The sequence below is a fragment of the Streptosporangium sp. NPDC053982 genome, from assembly GCF_055585205.1.
Genome location: NZ_JBVJKQ010000008.1, coordinates 137,415 through 162,868 on the forward strand (window position 1 = coordinate 137,415; position 25,454 = coordinate 162,868).

A 25,454-nucleotide genomic window follows, 5' to 3' on the forward strand; every position below is an offset into this window, starting at 1 on the left:
GTCGCGGCTCGGGGGCTCTTACCCGGTGTCTTCCCTCGTCACTCCGTCGCTCCGCTCCCTGTTGATGGCGACACTGCGTGTCGCGGCTCGGGGGCTCTTACCCGGTGTCTTCCCTCGTCACTCCGTCGCTCCGCTCCCTGTTGATGGCGACACTGCGTGTCGCGGCTCGGGGGCTGGTGACCGGTGTCTTCCCTCGTCTCTCCGTCGCTCCGCTCCTGCGTTCCTCAGTCCAGACACCGGCGCCCCCTCGCGGCGTTCCTCAGTCCAGACACCGGCGCCCCCGAGCGGGTCCAGTCAGCGGCGCCCCTCGCTGGTTGAGCGATGATCATGCGTAGAGGTCGTCGAGGGTGACCAGGCGGACGTCGCCCGCCGCTTCGGTGCTGAACCCGGCCCCGGAATAGCACGTCAGAACGGTGTCCCGGGTGTCGAACCCCTTGGCGGTGAGCAGGTCGCGCGCGCGCCGGAGCCGTGCCACGTGCTCGGCCCCCATGACCCGGTCCCACTTGACCTCTCCCAGGGAGAGAACCCGGCGCGGACGTCCGTGGTCGGCGGGCGCAAGTACGGCGACGTCGATCTGGATCTGCGTGCGGCCGGCCGGATCGGGGACCACGCCGCTGCCCACCTCACCGGCTTCGGCGTCGCTGGACAGGGCGTACTCCCGGCAGAGCATCTCGATGTGGGGGCCGACCACCTGCGACAGGAAACGCGCCCGGCTGCCCCGCCAGACCGTCGCCGCGTCTCCGCGTTCCAGGCGGGACCACTCCCTGGCCATGATCGCCTGATAGAAGGTGACGAGCGGCTCGGCCACCCGGTAGTAGCTGCGGTTCGGCCTGAAGAGGTCGTGCTCCTTGACCAGGAGATGGCTGTCTCCCAGCACGCGGAGGGGATGGGCGATCTCGTTGGACTTGCGGCCCACGTAGCCGGCGATTCCCCCCGACGTCGTGTTCCCATCGGCGACGGCGGCCAGGACGGAGTGATAGAGCGACGGGTCACGGATCTCCGTCTCCTCCGCCAGCAGGTAGCGGGCCTCCCTGAGCAGCGGTCCCTCGGCGTTCAGGACGGTTCTGATCACCCAGTCGTCGAAGTCGCCGAGACCGGACGGGGTGTCGCCGCGGACGAACTCCCTCCGGTAGGCCGGAGTCCCGCCCACCACCGCGTGGACCAGCGCCGCCAGCCGGGCATCGCCGATACCCCAGAACGCGGCGGCCTGGCGGTACTCGAAGGGTCTGACGACCATCTCCAGCCCGGCGCGTCCGCGGAGCGGGGCCGTACCGGCCAGTAACCCGCCCATCACCGACATGGCTGACCCGCAGAGCAGCATCCGGGCGCTGCTGGAACCCCCGGAACCGCCGGGGCCCAGTTCCCGCTGGATGATCGAGGGCAACTCGGGGGACGCCTTGACCAGGTAGGGGAACTCATCGAACACGACGGGAACCGCCCGGTCGCGGACGACGCCGAAGAGGTGGGGGACGGCGTCGATCCAGTCGCGGAAGGCGGGCACCGGGGCACCGGTGAACCTGATCAGCTCGTCCGTGAACAGGCGAAGTGCCACGGCCTCGGTCACTTCCAGCGCGGGAAAGTAGATGCCGCCCATGCTCGCGGCCAGGGCCTGCAGGATATAACTCTTCCCCTGCCGGCGGCGGCCGCTCACCACGCCGAGCCGGGCTCCCACGCCCTCTTCGGAGGTGAAGGAGACAAGGCTCGCCCATTCCCGCTCACGGTCGAAGACGTGCCCGGGTTTGCGCATGAGTCGAAGTGTAGTTGACCGAAGTATATTTGACTCAACTGTAGTTGACTGAATTTGTCACCGATTTCTCCGCCGGGCTTGGGCGAGAACGGCCGAGGGGTGGCACCCGGGATCCCCCGTCAGAGAAGGGGATGGCGGAGGGGCACTAATTGTTAGTAAGGTTTACTTTTAATAACGTGCTATCCGTCGGCCGTTGGACATGTCCGCCTCCATTCCCCGAAGGAGGAGTCCACGTGCTCCTGCGACACAAGGCGGCGGCCGGCGCCGCCGCGCTCACCATGACGTCACTGGTCGTCCTGCTGCCCTCCGCCCCCGCAGCCGCCCACGGCTCCATGTCGAACCCGCCCAGCCGTGCCTACGTCTGCCATCTGGAGGGCCCGGAGACGCCGAAGTCGGACGCCTGCAAGGCCGCCGTCGCCGCCGGCGGCACCCAGGCGTTCTACGACTGGCACGAGGTCTCGCGGCTGGAGGCCGGGGGCAACCACCGCGCGATCATCCCGGACGGAAAGCTGTGCAGCGCCGGGCGCGACAAGTACCGGGGCCTGGACCTGGCCCGGGCCGACTGGCCCGCCACGCGCGTCTCCCCGGGCCCGCTGACGATCACCTACCACGCGACCGCGCCGCACGCGAACAGCAACTTCGAGTTCTACATCACCAAGCAGAGCTGGAACCCGACGCAGCCGCTGCGCTGGTCGGACCTGGAGCCCATCAAGACCTTCACCAACCAGAACCCGACCACGTTCACCAACTGGACCATCAACCTCCCGCAGCGGACCGGCCGTCAGCTCGTCTACTCGATCTGGCAGCGGGTGGTCGGCAGTACGGAGGCGTTCTACACCTGCTCCGACGTGGACTTCGGCGGGGGCACCACCCCCACCCCGACGCCCACCCCGACCCCGACTGTGACCCCCACCGCGACCCCGACGGCGACGCCCACCGCCACCCCGACGGCGACCGCCACACCACAGCCGGGTGACGTGTGGAAGGCGAACACCGCCTACGCGGCGGGTGCGCGCGTCACCTACGGCGGCCTGACCTACCGGTGCCTGCAGGCGCACACCTCCCTGCCGGGCTGGGAGCCGCCGAACGTCCCCTCGCTCTGGGCGCGAGCCTGATCCGCCGGCGGTCCGGGGCGTCATGTCGTCCCGGACCGCCGTAGCCTTCGCCGAGGAGGTCTTCCGTGAAGCGCATCGCCAGGGCCGTGCCGGGCCCCGTCCTGTGTGCCGTCCTGCTCACCGGGTGCGGCACCGACGCCCATGAGTTCTACGGCACCGGCCCGGGTCACGGGGCGCACGGCGGAGGGAGCGCCGCCGCGTCCGCCCCCGCCGCCGCGTCCGCCCCGGCCGCTCAGCCGGACGCCCCGGCGACCGCCCCGCCCGGGGACGTCAACGCCGCCGACGTGATGTTCCTGCAGATGATGGGCCCGCACAACGGCCAGGGCGTACGGCTGGCACGGCTCGCCCGCGACCGGCCGGCCCGTCCGGAGGTCAGGACCCTGGCGGCGGCCATCGCCACCACCCAGGAGGCGGAGGCCGCGACGATGACCGGCTGGCTGAGAGGCTGGGGGCGGCCCCTGACCGCCGACCCCGGTGAGCACGCCGCCCACGGCGGCATGCCGGGACTGACCGAGACGGAGATCGGTTCCGTCGCGGACGCGCCGCCCGCCGAGTTCGAGCGCAGGTTCCTCAACATGGTGATCGCCCAGCAGGACGACGCGGTCCAGCTGGCCAGGCTGGAGGCGGCGACCGGGGTGAACCCCGAGGTGCGGGCGCTGGCGGGGCGGATCGAGGCGTCCCGCACGGCGCAGATCCGGCGGATGCTGGCGCTGCTCGGCCGGTGACCGCCTGCCGTCGCACCCGTGACCGGACGGCCCGACGCCGACGGCCGTGCGGCCCGGACCGGCCGGGACCGGTGGAGCCGCCGGCTCCGGCCCGGACCAGCGGTTTCCGGGCGAGCCGGGCACTCGGGCCGGGTCAGCGGTTTCCGAGCGAGCCGAGCACCCGGGCGGCGACCTCCTCGGCGGTGAGCGCCGAGACGTCGAACGTCAGGTCCGCGACCTCGGCGAACAGCGGCCCCCGGACCGCGCGCTGCCTGGTGAGCATGGCCGGGAGGTCCGGCTCGAAGTGCGGGCGGTGCCCGCTCGACAGCATCCGCTCGGCGAGTACGGCGGGCGGGGCGTCCAGCCAGACCACCAGCGCCGGGGCCAGCACCCGGCGGCAGGCGGGGTTCTCCACCACGCTGGCCGCGGCGGCGACCACCACCGGAGGCCGTTCGGCGAGGGCCTCGCGAAGGTGCAGGGCCTCCCGCTCGTGGAGCATGTCCGCGCCCTCCCGGGCGGCGGTCTCGGCCGCCGTCGCTCCGCCGTACCGGGCGGCCAGGTCGGGATCGCTGTCACGCAGCGGCCGGTCCAGCTCGCGGGCCAGGATCCGGGCGACGGACGACTTGCCCGCGCCCATCAGGCCCGTGACGACGATCGGAAGGTTGAATTTCACGCGTACTCCCGTGGGGGATGTTTGAGATCCGTGGGTGGGATAGGAGATGGGACGTTGGCTCGAAGGAGGTAATCCCATGACCATCGCAGGCGGCATCATCCTCATAATGCTCGGGGCGATTCTCACCTGGGCGGTCGAGTTCGACATCGCCGGGTTCGACATCAACGTCGTCGGCGTGATCCTGATGCTCGGCGGTCTCGTGTGGCTGCTGTTCGCGCTCTACCGGCTTCGTACCGCGCGCCGGGCCGTGCAGGCGCCCACCACCACGGTGATCGAGGACCCGGTGACCCAGCGCCGCGTCTACGAGGAGCGTCGCTACGACGACCCGCCGGTGGTGTGACCCCGGGTGGTCCCGGGTGGTTCCGGGCGGGGAAGACGTCCTTCCGCCGTCCGTTCCCCCGGTGCGCGCCGTTAACGGCGGCTCCCGCCGGGTAGACGCGGCTCCATAGGACCTGAACGGAGGACGCGAAGTTGAGCAAGATCGTATCCAAGGGCACCGGAGCGGTGACCGGCATGGTCGGCGGCGTCGTCGCCGGAGCCATCTTCAAGCAGGTCTGGAAGTTCGCCTCGGGCAAGGACGAGGCTCCGGACCCGACCTCCGACCAGTATGCCTGGAAGGAGATCCTGGTCGCGGCGGCCATCCAGGGTGCGATCTTCGGCGTGGTCAAGGCCGTCCTCGACCGGACCACCACCGGAAAGATCCATCGAGCCACCGGCCGCTGATCCTCGCGGGAGCGCCCCGGCCGCACCGGACCACCGGTGCGGCCGGGGCGCTTCCGTGTTCCCCGTGAACGTCGGGCGGTTTCCGCGCTCCCGGGTTCTTCCCGGCCGCCGGACGGCGCCGGCGCCCCGGAAACCGCCGGCGCCCCGGAAACCGCCCGCGCCCCGGAAGCCGCCCGCGGCCGTCGGGCGGCTTCCGCGCTCCCGCGGTCCCCGCGGCCGTCAGGCGGCTCCGGTGCCCCGGAACGTGCCCGCGGTCCTCCGGCTGCGGCCCCGCGAGGTGAGCACCTCGGCGTAGACCGCGAGGGTACGGCCCGCCACCTCGTCCCAGCCGTAACCGGACCTCGCCCGCTCGGCCGCGGCGGCGCCGTACGCGTCGAGCCGGGCCGGGTGGGCGAGCAGCTCGCGCAGGGCCCGGCCGAGCGCGACCGGGTCACGCGGCGGGACCAGCAGGCCGGTGACACCGGGGACGACCGTGTCGAGATGCCCGCCAACCGCCGAGGCGACCACCGGCGTCCCGCAGGCCATGGCCTCCAGCGGCACCATCCCGAAGGGCTCGTACCAGGGGACGCTGACCACCGCGTCCGCCGCGCGCATCAACGCCGGGACGTCCTCGCGGGTCACCCGGCCGATGAACCGGACGCGGTCCGCCACGCCGTACATGCGGGCGATCCGCGCCAGGCGGGCCGGCTCCGGCTCCCCGGAGGAGCCGCCGGCGACGACGAGGGTGGCGTCCGGGACATGTCGCAGCGCCCGGATCGTGGTCTCCACCCCCTTACGCGGCACGGGCCGTCCGATGGCCAGCAGAACCGGCCCGGAGGCGTGGGGGCCGAGGTCCGCTCCGGGACCGTCCGGGGTGAACGCGGTCAGGTCGACGCCGCAGGGGACCACCCGCACCGCCCGCTCGGGCGTCCGCATCCGGGCCAGCTCGGCGACCTCGTCGGCGCAGGTGGCGATCACGGCGTCCGCCTGACGGGCGACGAGCGTCTCGGCGCCCACCCGCTCGCGCGGGCTGGTGTCGCCCTTCCCCTGGTGGCGTCGCTTGACCGTGCCGAGGGCGTGGAAGGTGTGCACGATCGGCACCGCGGTGTCCCGCGCGGCGGCCAGCGAGGCCAGCCCGCTCATCCAGAAGTGGCTGTGCGCGATGTCCGGAGGGGCCGCGTGCCAGCGCAGGGCCAGCCATCGGCCGAAGTCGGGCATCCAGGCCAGCAGGTCGTCCTTGGGCAGGGTCACGGCCGGACCGGCCGGTACGTGGACCACGGTGACGCCGGGGGCGAAGGCCACCTCGGCGGGCTGGAATGGGCACTCCCGGCGGGTGTAGACGGTGACGTCGTGCCCCCGCTCGGCGAGCGCGCGGGAGAGGGCGGCGACGTGGACGTTCTGGCCTCCGGCGTCGGCGCCGCCGACGGTCGCCAGAGGGCTGGAGTGTTCGGACACCATTGCGATCTTCATGGGCACGGCTCCGCGGCGGTGAAACGCGACAGGAACGTGCCTGCGTCCTAGGCATCCAATCGGAGGTAATTCCCTGGTCATGGGATCTTTAAACGCGTTTGACCTCGGCGTTCTCGGGAAAGCGAGCGTTTTGGACGAAAGGAGTTCAGGCGATGGAGGCTCCGCAGTACGTCGCCGCGCGCGTGCAGAGCGCGCTGGCGGAGGACGAGAGGACCCACGAGCTGGGCATCCGCGTGGTCGTCCGGGGTGATCAGCTCTTCCTGCACGGTCAGGTCTCCTGTGACGAGCGCCGCGGGCTGATCGCCGACGTGGCCGGCGAGGCGGCTCCCGGGCTGACGGTTCGCAACGAGATCGCCGTCATGGACGTCAGGGAACCGGGGGAGAGGGAGGAGCTGTGAGAGAGCTGCGGATCGCGGCTGTCGGGGACGTGCACCTGGACGAGAGCATGCGGGGGCGCTACCGCGAGAGGCTGGGCGACCTCGCCGACCACGCCGACGTGCTGCTCCTGGCCGGTGACCTCACCCGGCACGGCACGATCGAGGAGGCGCAGGTGGTCGCCGACGAGTTCCGCGATCTACCGGTCCCGGTGGTCGCCGTACTCGGCAACCACGACCACCACTCCGACGTCCCCGCGGAGATCGCGGCTCTGCTGAAGAGCGTCGGGATCACCGTCCTGCACGACGACTCGGTCGTGCTCGACATCGACGGGGTACGGCTCGGCGTGGTCGGCGGCAAGGGCTTCGGCGGGGGGTACGCGGGCAAGTGCGCCAGCGACTTCGGCGAGCCCGAGATCAAGGCGTTCGTCGGGCACACCAAACGGATCGCGGAGCGCTGGCGGGTGGCGCTCAAGGAGCTCCAGGCCGACCGCAAGGTGGTGCTGTCGCACTACTCCCCGGTCAAGGACACCCTTGAGGGCGAACCCCTGGAGATCTACCCCTTCCTCGGCAGCTACCTGCTCGCCGAGGCGGTGGACGGGGAGGGCGCCGACCTGATCATCCACGGCCACGCGCACGCGGGCACGGAGAAGGGGGAGACGCCCGGCGGCGTCCGGGTTCGCAACGTGGCGCTGCCGGTGCTGAAACGCGCCTACGGGCTGTACTGCCTTTGAGGCGGTGGACGGCGGCGGGCCGTACGGCCGCTGAGGCGAGTCGTACGGCCCGCGGGAAAGGATCCTCTCCGGAAAACCGCGGGCCGTACGGCCTCCGGGAGGAGGGCCGCCGCCGGGGAAAGAAGGCGCCGCCGGGGAAGAAGGCCGCGGGGAAAGAAGGCGGGGAGAGAAGCCGGGAAAAGAAGAAGCGGGCCGGGTGTGAACCCGGCCCGCTGAGGCTTCTGTTACGAATTCGGGGCGACTTCGTGTTCGGTTGTTCGGTACGCGGGCTCATTCGCCCGCATCAGACATTGAAGATGCTCACGCCCCCGGGGCCGACCAGGAAGCCGAGGACGATGAGGACGATCCCCCAGAGGAGATCGCGACGGGCCAGGATGACGTAGATCCCGGCGATGACGAGAACGACTGCGATGATCCAGAGCAAGGTAGCCATGACAATGCACTGCCCCCATGTCTCAAGGCTTAACATCCTTGCCGCGACGAAGGTCGACAATGGGCTGAAGGATCCACAGCCACGCGCTGGACAGGGCGATCGCACCGCCGAACAGCGCGGCCGGCCAGGCGTTGATGACGGTCTCCGCGACCAGCGCCACCGAGGCGGTCATCGCGATCGCGAGCCCGACGGCCCCGGCGATGCCGAGTTCGTTGGCCCGGTGCAGCATCCTCTCCTTCAGCCCGGTCCGGAACAGCAGGCGGTGCTGGGCGGCGGGGGTGATGAAGCAGACGGAGGCGAGGGCGGCGCTCAGCAGCGCGATGAAGAACAGCCAGCGGCCCACCGAGTCCACCTTGTGGAAACCGCTGGCGAACGGCAGGGTCAGCAGAAAGGCGAACAGCACTTGGACGCCCGTGACGGCGACCCGGAGTCCCTGCAACAGTTCCCCGAGTTCGCGGTCGACCCGTTCCTTGTGGCTCTCTCCCGGCCTGGCGTCATCCTCGATCGGCTCTTTTTCGGCAAATTCCTGCTGAATCATGACATTCCAATGCCCTGGTAAAGGATTGCCATGCCTACCTGCGGAGACACGGGGTAAGCGAGTCCCATGGGAAGTCACAGCCATGAGGTAACGGATTCGATCCTGGAGACGTTGAAGCGGGCGAGCACGGCGCTGAAGGACGCGAAGGTCAGGTTCGCGCTCGCCGGCGGGTGTGCCGCCTACGCCCGCGGGGCCGCGCCCTCGCTGCACGACGTCGACTTCGTCCTGCCGCAGGAGGACGTGCCGACGGCCCTGGAAGCGCTGCGCGAGCTGGGCTTCGAGACGGCCAGACCCCCGGAGGACTGGCTGGTCAAGGCGTACGACGAGGGCAGGCTGGTAGATCTGATCTTTAACATCTGCGGCAACCCGGTCACCCCGGAGCTGCTTGAGCGGTCCGAGCAGATGAAGGCCTCGGCCGTCATCGTGCCGGTCCTGGAGGCGACCGATCTGGTGATCTCCTGGCTCCTGCCGCTGTCGGAGCACAGTTGTGACTATGGTTCGCTCCTGCCCCAGGTCAGAGCTTTGCGTGAGCAGGTCGACTGGAACCGCGTGGCGTCGGTCGCCCAGGTCTCGCCGTACGCCTCCACCTTTCTGACCCTGCTGGAGCGGCTGGGGGTGATCCCCGGCCCCGTCGAGGCCGCGGGTGATCCTTCGTGGCCCTGAACCCCCCGACGCGAACCTCCGTACGCACGAGCAGGGGCCCCGCCTGACAGGCGGGGCCCCTGCTCGTGCGTATCGCCGTGGCCGGTCAGAAGGTGCCCGGTCCGTCGTAGGGGAAGCGGCCGTAGTAGTCGCCCACCGTCTGGCGGTAGGCCGGCTCCTTGAAGGCCCCCTCGTCGAACTCCGGAGCGTTCTTGATCTCTTCCTTGGTGCGGGCCAGGTAGACCCTGCGCTCCTGCGGGTCGATCCTGGTCACCGTGCTCGCCGGAAGCATGACCTTCTTGCCGAAGATCCACGGGCCGGTGTCGACGACGATGTAGCTCTCGCCGACCTCGTAGGTCGCCTCGTCTACGGAGCCGATCTTCCCATCGGTCGCCTCGACGTGGTAACCCGCGAGATCCAGGGTCTTGTCGTCACCGTAGACGTCGGATCGGTAGTTCCAGAGATCAGGCTGCATGGTGTCTGTCTCCTTCGGTTCGGTTCTCCGGACTCCACCCTGCTACCCCGGAAACGAGACCTAAACGAGACCCGGCGGCGTCTGGGGGAACCGGGGGAACGGCTTGCCCCGGCCGGGAGAAAGGATCATCGGCGTCGACCAGGGGATGGGCGTACGGCGACGCGGGCATGCCGATCGATGCCGGACGGCGAAATATCTCCTCGGAGTGAGGGGGCGCTTACCGGCGCGGGTCCGGGGCGTGCGGCTCCTCCGAACCGGCGGCGACGGACGGGATGGGTCATTTCGGGTACGGACCACTGCCGTGGGTCCGGTAGTCTTGTCGAGTCGGGCGCCGCTAGCTCAGTTGGTTAGAGCAGCTGACTCTTAATCAGCGGGTCCGGGGTTCGAGTCCCTGGCGGCGCACGGAAGGAAAGCCCAGGTCGGCATCGCCGACCTGGGCTTTCTTCGTCATTTCCGACTCTCGAGGTCAGCGGCTCCTCGCCGTTCCCGGCCCCGTGTCGCCGGTGCCGCGGGGAACGGCGTCAGCAGAAGTCGTCGGCGTGGTCGATCGCCCACCGGAGGAACGGCGTCGCCGGAACCCCGGTGACCTTCTCGAACGTGGCGGTGGTCGTCTCCGGTGACGTCACCATGGCGCCGTGGGCGGCGACGATGCCCTCGGCCATGGCGGCCGGCATGCCGCCCGCGACGAGGTCCCGGAGCGTGTTCTCCGGGGGGACCTCCTCCCAGCGCACCGGGCGGCCGATCGCCTCCCCGATGGCCGCGACCTGCTCGGCCTGGGTCAGGGTCTCCGGCCCGGTCAGCTCGTAGGCCGCCCCGGTGTGGCCGTCCCCGGTCAGCGCGAGCACCCCGACGGTCGCGATGTCCCGCTCATGGATCAGCGCCCGCCCCGCCGCCCCGTGGGACCTGCGGACCACGCCCGTGGCGCGGATCTCCGGAGCCCACAGCAGGGTGTTCACCGCGAACCCGCCGGGACGCAGGAACGTCCACTCCACGCCGGTCCCCCTGATCAGGCGCTCCAGGTAGGCGTGGGAGCCCAGGATCGAGCCCGGCGCGCGCTCCAGGTCGTCGGACACGCCCCGCGCCGAGACGTAGACCACGCGGCGCGCCCGCCCGGCGATCTTCTCCACGGCCGCCTCGGCGGCGTGGTCGGCCGCCAGCGTGGGCCAGAGCAGGAACACCGCCTCCACCCCGTCCAGCGCGGCGTCCAGGGAGGCGGGGTCGGCCAGATCGCCCCGCACCGCCTCGGCGCCGTCCGGCAGGGCCGCCCCGGCGGGATCGCGGGTCAGCGCGCGTACGGCGACGCCCCTGCCCAGAAGCTGGGACACGACGTGCCCGCCGACGTTGCCGGTCGCCCCGGTTACCAGAATCATGGAAGAACTCTTTTCTCGGTGGAAGTGCCGAGATCAGCCTGCAACCTCGACCAAAGTCGAGGTCAATCCGGCGGAGCCGGGGCGGCGGGTCCGTCGTGCGGCGGTCAGGTCGTGGGGGAGGGGTCCTGCGGGGCGTAGGAGAGGACGACGACGCCCGAGTCGAACCTCAGCGTGTCGAGGAGCCTCAGCCGGGCGTCGGTGCCCTCCCGGAACAGGCGCCTTCCTCTGCCCAGGATCCGCGGGTGGACCCAGATCCGGTACTCGTCGAGGAGGCCGTGCTCCATCAGCGTGTCGGTGAGCCGGCCGCAGCCGTAGATCAGCATCTGCCGTCCGGGACGCCGCTTCAGCTCGGCCACCGTCTCGGTGACCTCGCCGCCCGGGATGACCGAGGTGTTGTGCCACTCGTCGGCCTTGTCCAGCGTCGAGGACACCACGTACTTGGGCATGTCGTTCATCCGGTCGGCGAACTCCCCGGTCCTGCCGGGCCAGGCCAGTGCGAACCCCTCGTAGGTCACGCGGCCCATCAGCAGCGCGTCGCTCGCGAAGAGCTGGTCATGGGAGTACGCGGCGGCCTCGTCCGTCCAGTACTCGAGCGACCAGAGGTGCGGGTCGTCGATGAAGCCGTCCAGCGTCGTGTAGACCGACGCGATGACCTTTCTCATCCTGCTCTCTCCTCCGTAGGGGCCTCCGCCGGAGGCGGTGTGCCGTACAGGTCCGCGGCGCCCGGCGGTTCATGACTTTCTGCCATGCAAACACTACGGAAAGTGATCGTCGCATGGTGGCTCCAACGCGGCTTCGTATCGTTTGCCGCTGGGCGAGCCGGGGGAGGCAGGTGTGGGTGAGGGGCCCATGGGGACATGGAGGCCCACATGACCTGGGAGAACGTCATGGCGGCCAGGGGGCGCGCGAGGAGCGGCGGGGCCGCCGTGCGGGGGGAGGGGGCGCGGTGTCCGGGACGCCCGGGGTGACCGGCCTCGTCGGCCTCGCCGTACCGGCGCTGACCGCGGCGGCCGGCCCCGCGAGCCCGGCCGACCTGGTCGCGGCGCGCACACAGATGGCCTTCTCGCTGGGCTGGCACATCGTGCTCGCCTGTCTCGGGGTGGGGATGCCCGCGCTGCTGCTGTTCACCGAGTGGCGGGCCCTGCGCACCGGTGACGACGACCACCTGCGGCTGGTCCGCCGCTGGGCCAAGGCGGTGGGCGTGCTGTTCGCCGTCGGAGCGGTCTCCGGGACGATTCTCAGCTTCGAGATGGGGCTGCTGTGGCCGGGCCTGATGGGCGTCTACGGGGAGGTGATCGGCCTTCCCTTCGCGCTGGAGGGCAACGCCTTCTTCCTGGAGGCCATCTTCATCGGCGTCTACCTCTACGGTTGGGGCCGGCTGTCGCCCCGGCTCCACCTGCTGAGCGGGGTGCCCGTGCTGGTCGCCGGGGTGGCCTCGGCGTTCTTCGTGGTGACCGCCAACGCCTGGATGAACCAGCCGGTCGGCTTCACCCTGGAGGGCGGCCGGATCCGCGACGTCGACCCCTGGCGCGCGATGATGAACCCGGCCACGCCGCCGCAGACGTTGCACATGATCGTGGCGGCGTTCATGGTGACCGGTTTCGCGGTCGCCTCCGTCTACGCCGTGGCGCTGCTGCGCGGGCGGCGCGACCGCTACCACCGCCTCGGCTTCGCCATCCCCTTCGCGCTCGGCGCCGTCTTCGCCCCGATCCAGATCGTGGTGGGCGACTACGCGGCCCGGTTCCTGGCCGAGTACCAGCCCGTCAAGCTCGCCGCGATGGAGGGGCTCTTCCAGACCCGCTCGCATGCCCCACTGAGTCTCGGCGGCATCGAGTCCGGCGGCGCGTTGCACTACGCGGTCGAGATCCCCAGCGGCCTGTCCCTGCTGGTCGGTGACAGCCCGGGCACGGTGGTCCGCGGCCTCGACATGGTCCCGGCGGCCGACCGGCCCCCGGTCAACCCGGTCCACCTGGCCTTCGACGCGATGGTGGGGATCGGGTTCTTCCTGCTCCTGCTGTCGGTGTGGTTCGCCGTGGCCTGGTGGCGCCGGCGCGACCTGCCGCGTTCCCCGTGGTTCCTGCGCCTGGCCGCGCTCTCCGGGGTGGCCGCCGTGGTCGCGGTGGAGGCCGGCTGGATCGTGACCGAGGTCGGCCGCCAGCCCTGGGTGGTGTACGGCAGGCTCCGCACCGCCGACGCCGTCAATCCGGTGCCGGGGCTGTGGGCGGGATTCGCGGCCGTCCTGCTGGTCTACGCGATCCTCACCGTCGCCACGGTCTACGTGCTGCGGCGCATGGCGCGCGACTCCGGGACGCCGGAGACCGCGGGAAAGGGGGCGCATGCCCCCCAGGAGCCGGAGGAGCCCGCCCAGGGCGCGACGCCCGTGGCCGGGGACCGGGGGTGACCCGGTGGACCTGGTGCAGGCGACGCTGGTGGTGCTGTGGGTCGGTGTGACGCTGTACGCGCTGCTCGCCGGGGCCGACTTCGGCGGCGGAGTCCTCGACCTGCTGGCCGGACGCGCCACGACGGGCATGCCGCAGCGCAGACTCATCGAGCACACGATCGGGCCGGTGTGGGAGGCCAACCACGTCTGGTTGATCTTCGTGCTCGTCGTGCTCTGGACCGCCTTCCCCGCCACGTTCGCCGCGGTGATGTCCACCCTGTACATCCCGCTGACGCTCGTGGCGCTCGGCATCATCGCCAGGGGCGCCGCGTTCGCCTTCCGTAAGGCCAGCACCGAGCCGTGGCAGCAGCGCCTGTTCGGCGCGGCCTTCGCGATCTCCTCGCTCCTGACGCCCTTCTTCCTCGGCGCGGTCGCCGGGGGGATCGCCTCCGGGCGCGTCCCGCCGGGACTGGGGGCCGGGAACATCGTGACGAGCTGGGTGAATCCCACCTCGATGCTGGGCGGCGTCCTCGCGGTCGGCGTCTGCGTCTACCTCGCCGCCGTATACCTGTGCGACGACGCGCGGCGGGCCGGGCTGCCGGATCTGGCCGAGGGGTTCCGGCGCCGGGCGCTGGTGACGGGCCTCGTCGTGGGCGCCGTCGCGCTGGCCGGCGTCGCCGTGCTGCGCTGGGACGCGCCCCGGCTGTTCGGCGGGCTCATCCATCGGGCGCTGCCGCTGGTGGTGGGCAGCGCCGTGCTCGGCCTGGTCTCCCTGGTCCTGCTGTGGCGCAGGCGTTTCCTGCTCGTCCGGGTCACCGCCGCGCTGGCCGTCACGGCGGTGCTGTGGGGGTGGCCGGTCGCGCAGTATCCCGCGATGCTGCCGCCCGGCCTGACCGTCTACCAGGCCGCCGCCACCCGGTCGGTGCTCGGCGCCACGCTTCTCGTGCTCGCCGTGGGCGCGTTGCTGGTCCTGCCGTCCATGGCGTGGCTGCTGCTGTTGCAGCGGCGCTCGCCGTACGACGCCGGATCCCACGGCTGACCCGCCCCGAAGCGGTGCCGGTGGCCGGTGCCGCCCGGACCCGGACAGGGCTCTGGCCAGACCCGGGGGAGGTCTGGCCAGAGTGGGGGAGGCGGGTCAGCTGACGTTGGCGCAGATCGCGTAGACGCTGATGCCGACGTCGCCGTAGCGGTTCTGCCGGCCGAGGCCGATCCAGCCGGTGCCGTCGTCGGTCGGGAAGGAACCGACGAGGATCGCGTCCGCGCCCTGCGCCTCGGCGCCGCCGCCGACCGCCCGCTTGCCGTCGGGGCACCGGACCACGCGGCGGGTGAAGTTGGGGACGTTGGCGTTGGGGAGCTTGACGATCTGGTAGCCGGTGAAGTCGGCCGCCGAGCTGGCGGCGGTGTCGACGGTGGCGGTGGCCGGGGAGGCCGCCGCCGCTGCCAGGCCCGCGCAGCCGGTGACGGTCGCGAGGGCGATGGCCATGAGTTTTCCGTGCCGCATGATTCCTCCTGAAGCAGGGGGTGCCGGAGTGAACACACAAAGTAAACGAACAATCACTCTTCGTGTCCAGTCATGATTCTGTGGCCCCTCCGCCAGTTGCGGCGCGCGGATCCGCGCTCTCCGCGCCGACGCGGGATGAGGGTGCGGCCCGGCCTGCCTGGCGTTATCGGGAGAGCGCTCTCAAGATATCGGACGGCTGTTCGTGCCACCGGTCAGGCGACCTGTCAGTTTCCCGGTGTGCGGATGAAGGAGTTCCCGTCAGCGATTAGCTCGGTTGTAGGGGCGAAGAAAATTCATTCCGGGGTAATCGCGGCGAAACATTGACGAGGGCCGGGCGGCTGACTAACTTCCGCTGTGAGAGCGCTCTCTCAGCCGCACCACTCCAGATCCGACCCCTCCCCTGGAGGCACCCCCATGGATCAACCGACCCATGCCGTGAAGCCGGACACGTCCCGTCCCCCTCGAAGAGGCCCCGCCCGCCGACGGGCCCTGGCCACGCTCACGGCCGTCACGCTGCTGGCCGGCGTGTTCGGCCTCGGCGCCGGGCTCGGCGCGGCGCGTCCCGCCGAGGCGGCCACCGTGGGCGCCGGCGGCTACGCCGACACGCTGCCCGCCGGCCGTCCCCTGCCGACCGGCTGCGCCGACCTCTCCACCAACCCGCGCCGCTGGGTGACCGCCAACGCCCCCAAGGGGGCCGTCCCCACCAACGACTGGTGGTCCTCGATCCTCTTCAAGCGGGACGACTGCTCCTACGGCACCCCCCTGCACGCCCACCCGGCCTCCTACGACACCTTCGCCGACGGCCTCGGCTTCTCCTACGGCTCCAAGCCGACGGCGATCACCGGCACGGCGACCGGCGTCGGGGAGTACAAGTACGCCTACAGCGAGGACATCCGGGTCGGCGTCACCGGGATGAGCTCCCCCGACGTCAAGGTGGACGGCTGGAGCGACTGGACCGTCACGCCGTACTGGAGCGACGGGACCCGGACGATGAAGGCGACCATCGGCCACGGCCTGCCGTTCACCTACTTCCAGGTCACCGGCGGTGACGCGCGGATCAACGGCACCGCCGGCGCCCCCGCGGTCTGGTCGAACGACGGCTCCATGATCGGATTCACCGTGGGCGGCAGCGACTACGTCGCCTACGCCCCGCAAGGAGCGACCTGGACCGTCAACGGCGCGGCGATCACCTCCTCCCTCGCCGGCAAGGGCTTCTTCTCGGTGGCGGTGCTGCCCGACGTCCAGGACAAGGCGGCGCTCGCCGCCACCTACGCCCGGTACGCGCACGCGCACGTCACCGGAACCCGCGTCTCCTACGCGTACGACCCGTCGAACGGCACGGTCAGCACGACGTACGGCTTCACCACCACGGCCAGGCAGGGCACGGAGAAGGGCACCGTCATCGCCCTGTACCCGCACCAGTGGAACCACCTGACCGGCTCGACCCCGCTCACTCCCACTTACGCCTCGGCGCGCGGACCGATGAAGATCATCACCGGGACGGGGTTCAGGACGACGATGACCTACACCGGTGTGCTGCCCGAGGTGCCCGCGGTCGCCGACGGTTCGGGCGCCGACCTCACCGCGATCACCGGATACCTCAACGCCGAGCTCGGCGACCCGATGGCGATCCGGGGCGACGACACCTACTGGACCGGCAAGGGCCTGGGCCGCGCCGCCCGGATCGCGGAGATCGCCGACCAGCTCGGCCTCACCTCGGTCCGCGACACGGCGCTGACCGCCATCCGCGCCCGCATGGAGGACTGGTTCACCGCCACCGCGGGCAAGACCTCCCGCGTCTTCTACTACGACCGCAACTGGGGCACGCTGATCGGCTACCCCGCCTCCTACGGCTCCGACACCGAACTCAACGACCACCACTTCCACTACGGCTACTACATCGCCGCCGCGGCGACCCTCGCCAAGTTCCAGCCGGACTGGGCGAAGAAGAGCCGGTACGGCGGCATGGTGGACCTGCTGATCCGAGACGCCAACAACTACGACCGCGGTGACGAGCGCTTCCCCTACCTGCGTGACTTCGACATCTACGCCGGCCACGACTGGGCGTCGGGCCACGGGGCGTTCGTCGCGGGCAACAACCAGGAGTCCTCGTCCGAGGGCATGAACTTCGCCAACGCCCTCATCCAGTGGGGCCAGGCCACCGGCGACACCGCCGTCCGCGACGCGGGCGTCTACATCTACACGACCCAGGCGGAGGCGATCAAGGAGTACTGGTTCGACACCCGCGACCAGAACTTCCCCAAGGAGTTCGGGCACGGCGCCGTCGGCATGGTCTGGGGCGACGGCGGCGCCTACGCCACCTGGTTCAGCGCCGAGCCGGAGATGATCCAGGGCATCAACATGCTCCCGATCACCGGCGGCCACTTCTACCTCGGCGACGACCCCGGCTACGTGCGCCGCAACTACGACGAGGTGGTCAGGAACAACGGGGGAGAGCCCACGGTGTGGCAGGACATCCTGTGGGAGTACCTCGCGCTCGGCGACGGCGACACCGCGCTGGCCAAGCTCCGCGCGGCGCCCGGCTACACCCCCGAGGAGGGCGAGAGCAGGGCGCACACCTTCCACTGGATCCGCAACCTCGCGGCGCTCGGCACGGTGGACGCCACCGTCGTCGCCGACCACCCGCTGGCCAAGGTGTTCAGCAAGAACGGCGCCCGCACCTACGTGGCGTCCAACATCACCGGCACCGACATGACGGTGACCTTCTCCAACGGCACCCGGCTCACCGTGCCGGCGGGCAGGACGGTCGCCTCGGGCGCCCGGAACTGGAGCGGCGGCGACGCGGACGGCGGCGTCACCCCGACCGCCACCCCGACGGCGACCGTGACCCCGACGATCACCCCCACGGCGACCATCACGCCGACCATCACCCCCACCCCGACCCCGACGGTGACCGTCGCCCCCTTCACCGCGACCCGGTACCCGCAGGCGGACGGGACGCTCCCGGGCGCCAAGGGTGCGGCGGGCGCCGTCACGATCGCCTCGGCCGGCGGCGTCAACCACGACGGCGCCCCGGCGAACGCGCGGGTCTTCACCGCGACCGGCCTGACCGCCGCCTACAACGGCGGCACGACCGCCTTCGACCTTTCCGTGGACGCCGGGACCACGGTCGGCAACGGCACCCAGCTCAGGATCTCCTACGACCTCACCGGGAACGGGACCTGGGACAGGGTGGAGACCTACCGCTACTTCGCCACCGACCCGCTGGCCGGGTGGGAGCACTACACCCAGGCGGCAGGGCTGCTGTCGTCGTCCGGGGCGTACGGCGACCTCGCCGGCGGCACGGTGAAGGTCGAGGTCTGGAACGCCATCGGCAACGGCGCCACCACCCTCGGCGCGGGCGACACGTCGCCGGTGCGGCTGCCGTTCGGCTGATCCGCCGCGACACCGGCGGCCGGCCGTACCCCTGGGCGGGGTGACGGCGCGGCGCGGCCAGGTGGAAGATGAGACGGCCGGGGCCACGATGGCCCCGGCCGTCTCGTGTGGCACGGATGGGCGTTCTCACCCCGTACCGGGGCATAGGGAGGCGGGACGGAACCGTTCAGGACTCGTGGGCGTGCCGGAGGCCGGCCCTCTCCGCCATCGGAGACGCAACGCTCACCAAGCGCAAGGAGACAGGGTGACCACGTCCGCCTCGCCGGACACCGGGTCGGGGGTCCGCAGGTGGCTGCTGCAGGGCCTGCACCGCGCCGACCTGAAGACGCCGGGCCCGCATCACGAGGAGACGCCGCACCGGCAGCACCGCTGGTGGCAGGTCATGTGCCTGACCGGCGTCGACTACTTCTCCACCCTCGGCTACCAGCCGGGCATCGCCGCGCTCGCCGCCGGAACGCTCAGCCCGGTCGCGACGCTGCTGCTGGTCGCGCTGACGCTGTTCGGCGCGCTGCCGACCTACCGGGCGGTCGCCAAGGAGAGCCCGCACGGCCTGGGCTCGCTGTCCATGCTGGAACGCCTCCTGCCCGGCTGGCCCGGCAAGCTGCTCGTGCTGTTCCTGCTGGGGTTCGTCGCCACCGCGTTCATCGTGACGATCACCCTGTCGGCGGCCGACGCCACCGCCCACGTCCTGCACAACCCGTTCGTCCCGGCGGTGTTCCAGGGCTGGCAGGTGCCGGTCACACTGGTGCTGATCGCCCTGCTCGGCCTGGTGTTCCTCATGGGGTTCAGCGAGGCGATCTCCATCGCGGTCGTGCTGGTCGGCGTCTACCTCGCCTTCAACGTGGTCGTGCTGGCCGTCGCCCTGACGCACGTGGCCGGTACGCCCGGCCTGGTCGTGAACTGGTGGTCGGCGCTCACCGCCGACCACTCCAGCCCGATCGCGATGGTCGCCGTGTCGCTCTACGTGATGCCCAAACTGGCCCTTGGACTGTCCGGGTTCGAGACGGGCGTCGCGGTGATGCCCCTGGTCGAGGGCGACCTGAAGAAGCGGATCCACGGCGCGAGGAAGCTGCTGACCACGGCCGCGCTCGTGATGAGCGTCTTCCTCATCGCCTCCAGCTTCGCCACCACCGTGCTGATCCCGGCGAAGGAGTTCGCCCCCGGCGGCGGGGCCAACGGCCGCGCCCTGGCCTACCTGGCCCACGCCTACCTCGGCGAGTGGTTCGGCACCGCCTACGACGTCAGCACGATCGCGATCCTGTGGTTCGCCGGAGCCTCGGCGATGGCGGGCCTGCTCAACATCGTGCCGCGCTACCTCCCCCGGTACGGCATGGCCCCCGACTGGTCGCGCGCGGCCCGCCCGATGGTGCTGGTCTTCACCGCCGTCTCCTTCGTGATCACCCTGTTCTTCGGCGCCGACGTCGAGTCTCAGGGCGGCGCCTACGCCACCGGCGTGCTGGCGCTGATCCTGTCGGCGGCGGTCGCCGTCACGCTGTCGCTCTGGAAGAAGGGACGGAGGAGGGCCGCGGCGCCGTTCGGGTTCATCACGCTGGTCCTCCTCTACGCGACGGCGGCGAACATGATCGAACGTCCCGACGGCCTGGTGATCGCGCTGTTCTTCGTCCTGGCGATCGTCGTCACCTCGCTGGTCTCCCGGGCGACCCGCTCGACCGAGCTGCGCGTCACCCGCGTCGACCTGGACGAGACGGCCCTGCGCTTCATCAACGAGTGCGGGGACATCCACCTCATCGCCAACGAGCCGCACGCCCGCGACAAGAAGGAGTACGTCGACAAGGCCCGCGAGGCGTGGCAGCGCCACCGGCTGCGCAGCGCCGAGAAGGCCGTCTTCCTGGAGATCACGGTGCCGGACGCGTCGGAGTTCGCCTCCGAGGTGTGCGTGAAGGGCGAGGAACGGCACGGCTTCCGCGTCCTGCGGGTGGAGAGCGCCTCCGTGGCCAACGCGATCGCCGCCGTTCTGCTCCACCTGCGCGACAGGACCGGCAAGCTGCCGCACGTCTACTTCCACTGGGCGGAGGGCAACCCGGTCGGCGCGTTGCTGCGCTACCTGGTGTTCGGCGGGGGCGACGTGGCGCCGCTCACCCGGGAGGTCCTGCGCCAGGCCGAGCCCGACGTGGAACGCCGTCCCATCGTCCACGTGGGCTGACCCGTCCACCCGCGGTCCAGGACGAGCGGCGCAGGAGTGGCCGTTACGCACATGTCTCCTGAGCGTCGCCCGGGCGACTCGGCGCCGGGGGTATACCTTGATCACTGGCCGGCTACCGGCGCGGGTGGCACCTCAGCCGCGTGGAATGAGTGGATGACGATGAGTAGAGAGCTGTTCGTCGACGTCTCCCACCATCATGACGCGGGCTGCGCCGTGGTCACCGTCACCGGCGACATCGACCGGACCTCCAGCCCGCTGCTCAGAGGCGCCGTGGACCGCCTGGTCTCCGGCGGGCAGGCGCACATCATCCTCGACGTCGAGGGCGTCACCTTCTGCGACTCCACCGGCCTGCGGACCTTCCTGAGCGGGGTGAACACGACCTACGAGGCGGGCGGCTGGCTGCGACTGGCCGGGGTGAGCGGCCACCTGGAGCGGCTGCTGCAGATCACGGACCTCTACACCTTCTTCGCCATCGACACGGACGTCGCCCGTTCCCTGGCGAGCGCGCGGACCCGCGGCTGACGGCCCCGCCCGCCCTCCGAGAAGGGGCGGCCGAGCCCGGCGCCGCGGGTCCGGGAGGCGCGGTTCCGAGGGCCATGGGGCCGAAGTCATGAGCCGGGGTGTCACGGAGCCCGGTCGTCCGCCGGGCCGCCGGTCAGGCCGTCCACCGGTTCGGGCGGCCACGGCATGCCGACCGGGTTCGGCACCGGGAACGTGCCCGACCCCATCACCGCGGACGCCAGCGGCCACAGCAGCCGGGCGAGCGCGGAGGTGGACTCCCCGCCCAGCGCCCGCCAGGGACCGGCCGCGGCCTCGTCGGTCAGCCGTTCGATCCGGTCGCGTTCCCGCGCGCCCTCCCCGGTCAGGCGGCCCCCGCCGTCCAGCCACCCCCGCGCCCGCAGGGAGCCGAGCGCCGCGTCCCACTCCGCCTCGTCCCACTTCCTGGCCAGGCGGAGCCCGTCCGCGTCGGCCTCGGTCGCGGCGATCTTGAGGAGGTGGGCCTCGACCGGGGACACGCCACCGGCGACGAGGACGGCGACATGCCCGTCGCCGCGGTGCTCGCGTAGCGTGGTCGCCGCCTGCCACAGCCGCAGGTACGGATCCTCCGGCTCGGGAACGGCCTGGTTCGCCGCGGCGAGCACCCGCCCGGCGGTGTCGGCCCGGCGGGCCGCCTCCCAGGCGAGCGAACCGGCCTCCTCCAGGCCGTCCGGCGGCGAACCCGCCCGCGGGGCGCCCGGCTCCTCCCCGCCACCCGGTCCCTCCACGGCGTCCGGCGGTTCCGGGGCCCCCGGCGCCGTCGCGTCCGTGAGCAGCCGTCGCAGCGCGGCCCCCGCCCCGTCCATACGGGCCCGGAGCACGGCGTCCGGGGACGCGAACCCCCAGGCGTCCGGCAGCGCCCTGGCCACCCGGGCGGGCGGGAACCCGTGGAAGGCGGCGGTGACCACCTCCGGGCCCACCGCGCCGAGCGGGGCCGCCCGGGTCGCGAAGTAACCCATCCAGAAACCGCGCAGGCCGGCCGCGTCGGCCGCCGCCCGCGCCTCCGGCGCGAAGTAGGTGACGGCGTGCAGGGGCTCCAGCAACTGCCACATCAGCCGGGGCACGTTTGGGTCCACTCCGGACTCCCTCCTCGTTGAAGATCCTCCGTCCCCAGCATGCGTGACGGGCACGAGACCGTCACGTGCCGTCCTGAGTGAATCGTCCGGGTTCGGGTAGCCGGGCGACATGGCGACCTATGGCTTCCATTCATCACACGAGCAGATCCACCCGGCCGAGCTGCTGAAGGCGGTGACGCAGGCCGAGCAGGCGGGGTTCGCGGCGGCGATGTCCTCGGACCATTTCTCGCCCTGGAGCACGCGGCAGGGCCAGTCCGGGTTCGCCTGGTCCTGGCTGGGCGCCGCCCTGCAGGCCACGAGCCTTCCATTCGGCGTGGTCAACGCCCCCGGCCAGCGCTACCACCCGGCGATCATCGCCCAGGCGATCGGCACGCTGGGGGCGATGTTCCCCGGGCGGTTCTGGGCGGCGCTGGGCACCGGGGAGGCGAGCAACGAGCACATCACCGGCGACCGCTGGCCGCGCAAGGACGTCCGTACGGCGCGGCTGCGGGAGTGCGTCGACGTCATCCGGGCGCTGCTGGCGGGCGAGGAGGTCAGCCACGACGGCCTGGTCACCGTGGACCGGGCCCGGCTGTGGACCAGGCCGGAGGTCCCGCCGGAGCTGTTCGGGGCGGCGGTGAGCGCGAAGACCGCCCGGTGGTGCGCGGACTGGGCCGACGGGCTGATCACCGTGAACGCCCCCCTGGAGACGCTGCGCGAGGTCCTCGGCGCCTACCGGGACGCCGGGGGGAAGGGCAAGGCGGTCCTGCAGGTCCACCTGAGCTGGGCCGAGACCGACGACGAGGCGCTGGCGATCGCCCACGACCAGTGGCGGAGCAACGTCTTCGGCCCGCCGGCGAGCTGGGACATCGACACCGCCGAGCTGTTCGACATGGTCACCGAGGAGGTACCGCCGTCGAAGGTGACCGAGTCGGTCAACGTCTCGGCGGACCTGGGATGGCACGCGGCCCGGATCGGCGAGTACGTGGAGCTGGGCTTCGACCAGGTCTATCTGCACCATGTGGGCCAGGAACAGGAGGCGTTCATCGACGCCTTCGGGGCGAAGGTCCTGCCGCAGCTTCCCTGAACCCGCCGGCTCTCCTGAACCCGCCGGCTCTCCTGCGCCGGCGCTCTCCTGACCCCGCCTGCTCCGGGCCCGCCCGCCCGCTCCGGGCCCGCCCGCCGGTCGCGGGCGGATCCGGCGGGTCCGGTGGGTCCGGTGGGCCCGCCCGCGACCGGCGGGTCCGGCATGCCCGGCGAGGAAATGAGAACTGGACGAAACAGTTGTGTCGCAATCAGTTCACATAAGCCGGTCATCTCCTCTACATTGGATTGTGGGAGCGCTCCCACACAGAGGAGAAGCAGGTGACCCTCCAGCCCAGCTCGTGCGTCGAGCCGCTCGGCCCGGCGTCCGCTCACGGATCCGCCACCCACGCCGCTCATGAGCCCGCCGCTCACGGACCCGCCACCCATGCCATGACCCACCGGGCGGTGTCCGCCCGTACGGTGTTCACCCGCACGGCCGAGCGCCTGCTGCCCGCGACTCCCACGAGCGTGCGCGATGCGCGCTCCCTGGTACGTGACGAACTGGTCCTGTCCGGAGCCGGAGACCTGGTGGACGACTGCGTGCTCGTCGTCAGCGAGCTGGTCACCAACGCGGTGCGGCACGGCGGCGCGGCATGCGCGCTCAGGCTGCGCTGCGGCACCGGCCACGTGTACGGCGAGCTGTTCGACCCCGGGGCCGGGGCGCCCCGGGTGTGCGAGGCCGACGACGAGGCCACCGGGGGGCGCGGCCTGCAGATCGTCGGCGTCCTGACCGACGGCTGGGGCGTCACCTGGCCGGCCACCGGCGGGAAGATCGTCTGGTTCGTCTTCGGCGCGCCCGTCCCGCATCCGCGGACCCCGGGCATCCCGGTGACCGGGATCGGACGGGACCGCACGGCGTGACGGGCCGGCCGGTGGGCGTGGCCGTACGGTGTGGTGGACGCGCCGTGACGAGCATGGCCGTACGGTGCGACGAGCGGTGTGCCGGATGGGAGCCTCACGGGACGGACCCGGCCGGGCGACGGTCTGGGCGGTGCGACGGAGGCGGAGGGGATCGAACCGTCACCCTCTTTTGAACATATTGTTTAAATCAATACGTTGACAATGAAGTGTTGACGCGGCCATGCTGGTCGCATGTCTTCCGATACCGATCAGCCACCGCAGTCGCTCGACCCCTTCACACCCCCGGACCCGGGGCAGGCGCGGGCGCACCGCGTCTACGCCGCGCTGTCGCGCATCGCCGACCGGCACGCCGCCACCGAGGAGCAGCGCTCCCGGCAGGTCCACCCGTCGGTGCTCGGCCCGCACGAGGCCGTCAGGCTCGTCTCTTTCCTCGCCGCGGGCTCCGCCCTGCCGGAGGAGGGTGAGCCGGAGGTGGACGAAGCCGACATCACCGCCGCCCTGACCCTCATCCCGCTGGCCCGCGCGGAGATGGACCAGCTTGAGGCGGGGCTCCTGCAGATGGCCAGGGGCCGCGGTCTCACCTGGCAGGAGATCGCCTTCGGGCTGGGGCTGGGCACCTCCCAGGCCGCCCGGCAGCGCTACGAGCGCCTGGCGGGCCGGATCGCCGCCGAGACGGGCGGCGCCGGCTGACCTCCGGCGGCACCGCCACGGCCGCACCGCCACGGCCGCACCGCCCCGGCCGGGCCGTAGCGGTCGGCCGGGGGCGACCGCGAGGAGGCTCGCGGCGAGCCGCACGACCGGGCCGTGCCGCCGGGCCGTGCGATAGACCGGGTCGTGCCGACCGGGCCGTAGCGGTTGAGTCGTGCCGGTCGGGGCCGTAGCGGCCGGGCCGTGCGGTCGGCTAGGGGAGCCTGTAGTCCCAGTCGAGGCGGCCCGTGCGGAGGTCCTCGGTGAGGCCGCGGACGTAGCCGAGTTCCGCGGCGAGCACGGCCCGCTGGTGCTCGCTCTCCACGAGGAAGACGCGCGGCAGGAAGGCCGCCCCCTCGGCCATCTCCTGTTCCAGCGAGGCCAGCCGGGCCTCCAGGGACGCGACCCGCTCCTCCAGCGCCGCGTGCACCTCGCCGGGCTCCAGCACCGGCAGGAAGGCCAGGGCCGCGGGGAACTCGGGGAACTCCCTGGCGGGGGTGGAGAGCATCTCCCGCATCCACCGCCGCAGCGTCTCGCGGCCCTCGCCGGTCGGCTCGTAGACGGTCCGCTCCGGGCGGTTCTCCTCGCGCGAGGTCTCCCGGACCGCGATGAGCCCGGCGCGCAGCAGCCGGTCGATGGTCTGGTAGACGCTGTTGCGCTGCGCGACGTTGACCACGTCGTCCTTGTGCCGCTCCTTGATCATCTGCTGCATCCGGTAGGCGTGCATCGGCGACTCGCAGACCAGGGAGAGCAGCGCCACGGCCAGGGGCGATCGCCTCGTCGACATGCCTGACATCGTAACGGCGGCCG

At 71.6% G+C, this 25,454-nt stretch carries 26 protein-coding genes and 1 tRNA gene; 16 read left to right on the plus strand and 11 right to left on the minus strand.

The genetic code is table 11. From position 1 onward, the window contains the following. Nucleotides 1–325 precede the first annotated feature (325 nt). The gene (locus ACZ6W9_RS16085; protein ID WP_470118321.1) at nucleotides 326–1,747 is read right to left on the minus strand and encodes an AAA family ATPase; all 1,422 of its coding nucleotides are present in this window, start codon (nucleotides 1,745–1,747) and stop codon (nucleotides 326–328) included. Nucleotides 1,748–1,980: 233 nt separating this feature from the next. Between ACZ6W9_RS16085 and ACZ6W9_RS16090 the strand changes: the two genes are divergently transcribed. Then, entirely contained in the window at nucleotides 1,981–2,862 is an 882-nt protein-coding gene (locus tag ACZ6W9_RS16090) for a lytic polysaccharide monooxygenase (RefSeq protein WP_389960015.1), read from the plus strand. A gap of 65 nt (nucleotides 2,863–2,927) precedes the next feature. Next, nucleotides 2,928–3,587, plus strand: a complete 660-nt coding sequence (locus ACZ6W9_RS16095; protein ID WP_470118323.1) for a DUF305 domain-containing protein — start codon at nucleotides 2,928–2,930, stop codon at nucleotides 3,585–3,587. Between the two features lie 133 nt (nucleotides 3,588–3,720). On the opposite strand, the gene ACZ6W9_RS16100 is transcribed toward ACZ6W9_RS16095, so the two are convergent. Continuing rightward, nucleotides 3,721–4,239, minus strand: a complete 519-nt coding sequence (locus ACZ6W9_RS16100; protein ID WP_470118325.1) for a shikimate kinase — start codon at nucleotides 4,237–4,239, stop codon at nucleotides 3,721–3,723. A 76-nt stretch (nucleotides 4,240–4,315) separates the two neighbouring features. Between ACZ6W9_RS16100 and ACZ6W9_RS16105 the strand changes: the two genes are divergently transcribed. Further along, the gene (locus tag ACZ6W9_RS16105; RefSeq protein ID WP_389960023.1) at nucleotides 4,316–4,579 is read left to right on the plus strand and encodes a DUF6458 family protein; all 264 of its coding nucleotides are present in this window, start codon (nucleotides 4,316–4,318) and stop codon (nucleotides 4,577–4,579) included. 131 nt (nucleotides 4,580–4,710) lie between these two features. Then, entirely contained in the window at nucleotides 4,711–4,962 is a 252-nt protein-coding gene (locus ACZ6W9_RS16110) for a DUF4235 domain-containing protein (protein WP_362932439.1), read from the plus strand. Nucleotides 4,963–5,181: 219 nt separating this feature from the next. On the opposite strand, the gene ACZ6W9_RS16115 is transcribed toward ACZ6W9_RS16110, so the two are convergent. After that, entirely contained in the window at nucleotides 5,182–6,411 is a 1,230-nt protein-coding gene (locus tag ACZ6W9_RS16115) for a glycosyltransferase (RefSeq protein ID WP_470118327.1), read from the minus strand. A gap of 152 nt (nucleotides 6,412–6,563) precedes the next feature. Between ACZ6W9_RS16115 and ACZ6W9_RS16120 the strand changes: the two genes are divergently transcribed. Both ACZ6W9_RS16120 and ACZ6W9_RS16125 read left to right on the plus strand, forming a co-directional pair. Further along, nucleotides 6,564–6,809 carry a BON domain-containing protein gene (locus tag ACZ6W9_RS16120; RefSeq protein WP_389960029.1) on the plus strand — a complete coding sequence of 82 codons (246 nt, stop codon included), beginning with the start codon at nucleotides 6,564–6,566 and terminating at the stop codon, nucleotides 6,807–6,809. Further along, complete coding sequence (locus tag ACZ6W9_RS16125) at nucleotides 6,806–7,519, plus strand: metallophosphoesterase family protein (protein WP_389960031.1); 714 nt, start codon at nucleotides 6,806–6,808, stop codon at nucleotides 7,517–7,519. Before ACZ6W9_RS16120 ends, ACZ6W9_RS16125 begins: the two co-directional genes overlap by 4 nt. Before the next feature lie 283 nt (nucleotides 7,520–7,802). Here the strand turns inward: ACZ6W9_RS16125 and ACZ6W9_RS16130 are convergent, their stop codons facing one another. Next, a complete protein-coding gene (locus tag ACZ6W9_RS16130) occupies nucleotides 7,803–7,952 on the minus strand; it encodes a GPGG-motif small membrane protein (RefSeq protein ID WP_175593845.1) in 150 nt (49 codons plus the stop codon). 22 nt (nucleotides 7,953–7,974) lie between these two features. After that, entirely contained in the window at nucleotides 7,975–8,490 is a 516-nt protein-coding gene (locus ACZ6W9_RS16135; protein WP_470118330.1) for a DUF6328 family protein, read from the minus strand. A 111-nt stretch (nucleotides 8,491–8,601) separates the two neighbouring features. Here ACZ6W9_RS16135 and ACZ6W9_RS16140 point away from each other — a divergent pair, with 111 nt between their 5' ends. Beyond that, nucleotides 8,602–9,153: a nucleotidyltransferase family protein gene (locus ACZ6W9_RS16140; RefSeq protein WP_389960037.1), complete on the plus strand. Its 552-nt coding sequence runs from the start codon at nucleotides 8,602–8,604 to the stop codon at nucleotides 9,151–9,153. Nucleotides 9,154–9,238: 85 nt separating this feature from the next. On the opposite strand, the gene ACZ6W9_RS16145 is transcribed toward ACZ6W9_RS16140, so the two are convergent. Further along, nucleotides 9,239–9,607 carry a PRC-barrel domain containing protein gene (locus ACZ6W9_RS16145; protein ID WP_389960039.1) on the minus strand — a complete coding sequence of 123 codons (369 nt, stop codon included), beginning with the start codon at nucleotides 9,605–9,607 and terminating at the stop codon, nucleotides 9,239–9,241. A 328-nt stretch (nucleotides 9,608–9,935) separates the two neighbouring features. Here ACZ6W9_RS16145 and ACZ6W9_RS16150 point away from each other — a divergent pair. Beyond that, nucleotides 9,936–10,009: transfer RNA gene (locus ACZ6W9_RS16150), tRNA-Lys, on the plus strand. 119 nt (nucleotides 10,010–10,128) lie between these two features. Here the strand turns inward: ACZ6W9_RS16150 and ACZ6W9_RS16155 are convergent. Together ACZ6W9_RS16155 and ACZ6W9_RS16160 are read right to left on the minus strand one after the other, a co-directional pair. Then, the gene (locus ACZ6W9_RS16155; RefSeq protein ID WP_470118333.1) at nucleotides 10,129–10,977 is read right to left on the minus strand and encodes an NAD(P)H-binding protein; all 849 of its coding nucleotides are present in this window, start codon (nucleotides 10,975–10,977) and stop codon (nucleotides 10,129–10,131) included. 104 nt (nucleotides 10,978–11,081) lie between these two features. Continuing rightward, complete coding sequence (locus ACZ6W9_RS16160; RefSeq protein ID WP_470118335.1) at nucleotides 11,082–11,639, minus strand: dihydrofolate reductase family protein; 558 nt, start codon at nucleotides 11,637–11,639, stop codon at nucleotides 11,082–11,084. A gap of 284 nt (nucleotides 11,640–11,923) precedes the next feature. Here ACZ6W9_RS16160 and ACZ6W9_RS16165 point away from each other — a divergent pair, with 284 nt between their 5' ends. After that, a complete protein-coding gene (locus tag ACZ6W9_RS16165) occupies nucleotides 11,924–13,378 on the plus strand; it encodes a cytochrome ubiquinol oxidase subunit I (RefSeq protein WP_389960047.1) in 1,455 nt (484 codons plus the stop codon). A gap of 4 nt (nucleotides 13,379–13,382) precedes the next feature. Then, nucleotides 13,383–14,396: a cytochrome d ubiquinol oxidase subunit II gene (locus ACZ6W9_RS16170; RefSeq protein ID WP_389960049.1), complete on the plus strand. Its 1,014-nt coding sequence runs from the start codon at nucleotides 13,383–13,385 to the stop codon at nucleotides 14,394–14,396. A 96-nt stretch (nucleotides 14,397–14,492) separates the two neighbouring features. Here ACZ6W9_RS16170 and ACZ6W9_RS16175 read toward each other — a convergent pair whose 3' ends face one another. Then, nucleotides 14,493–14,858, minus strand: coding sequence for a hypothetical protein (locus ACZ6W9_RS16175; protein ID WP_362932417.1), 366 nt, complete (start codon nucleotides 14,856–14,858; stop codon nucleotides 14,493–14,495). Nucleotides 14,859–15,272: 414 nt separating this feature from the next. Between ACZ6W9_RS16175 and ACZ6W9_RS16180 the strand changes: the two genes are divergently transcribed. The 3 genes from ACZ6W9_RS16180 (at nucleotide 15,273) to ACZ6W9_RS16190 (ending at nucleotide 20,940) form a co-directional block, all read left to right on the plus strand. Further along, the gene (locus tag ACZ6W9_RS16180) at nucleotides 15,273–18,254 is read left to right on the plus strand and encodes a glycosyl hydrolase (RefSeq protein ID WP_470118338.1); all 2,982 of its coding nucleotides are present in this window, start codon (nucleotides 15,273–15,275) and stop codon (nucleotides 18,252–18,254) included. Nucleotides 18,255–18,498: 244 nt separating this feature from the next. Next, nucleotides 18,499–20,418, plus strand: coding sequence for an APC family permease (locus ACZ6W9_RS16185; protein ID WP_389960056.1), 1,920 nt, complete (start codon nucleotides 18,499–18,501; stop codon nucleotides 20,416–20,418). 153 nt (nucleotides 20,419–20,571) lie between these two features. Then, nucleotides 20,572–20,940, plus strand: coding sequence for an STAS domain-containing protein (locus ACZ6W9_RS16190; RefSeq protein ID WP_389960058.1), 369 nt, complete (start codon nucleotides 20,572–20,574; stop codon nucleotides 20,938–20,940). 101 nt (nucleotides 20,941–21,041) lie between these two features. Here the strand turns inward: ACZ6W9_RS16190 and ACZ6W9_RS16195 are convergent, their stop codons facing one another. Further along, a complete protein-coding gene (locus ACZ6W9_RS16195; protein WP_389960061.1) occupies nucleotides 21,042–22,031 on the minus strand; it encodes an SCO6745 family protein in 990 nt (329 codons plus the stop codon). Nucleotides 22,032–22,140: 109 nt separating this feature from the next. Here ACZ6W9_RS16195 and ACZ6W9_RS16200 point away from each other — a divergent pair, with 109 nt between their 5' ends. From ACZ6W9_RS16200 to ACZ6W9_RS16210, 3 genes are all read left to right on the plus strand, one after another. Then, nucleotides 22,141–23,097 carry a TIGR03885 family FMN-dependent LLM class oxidoreductase gene (locus tag ACZ6W9_RS16200; protein WP_389960064.1) on the plus strand — a complete coding sequence of 319 codons (957 nt, stop codon included), beginning with the start codon at nucleotides 22,141–22,143 and terminating at the stop codon, nucleotides 23,095–23,097. Between the two features lie 278 nt (nucleotides 23,098–23,375). Beyond that, complete coding sequence (locus tag ACZ6W9_RS16205; protein ID WP_389960067.1) at nucleotides 23,376–23,957, plus strand: ATP-binding protein; 582 nt, start codon at nucleotides 23,376–23,378, stop codon at nucleotides 23,955–23,957. Nucleotides 23,958–24,188: 231 nt separating this feature from the next. After that, nucleotides 24,189–24,647, plus strand: coding sequence for a DNA-binding protein (locus ACZ6W9_RS16210; protein WP_389960070.1), 459 nt, complete (start codon nucleotides 24,189–24,191; stop codon nucleotides 24,645–24,647). A gap of 211 nt (nucleotides 24,648–24,858) precedes the next feature. Here ACZ6W9_RS16210 and ACZ6W9_RS16215 read toward each other — a convergent pair whose 3' ends face one another. Further along, nucleotides 24,859–25,431, minus strand: a complete 573-nt coding sequence (locus ACZ6W9_RS16215; protein ID WP_389960072.1) for a PadR family transcriptional regulator — start codon at nucleotides 25,429–25,431, stop codon at nucleotides 24,859–24,861. Nucleotides 25,432–25,454: the final 23 nt, after the last annotated feature.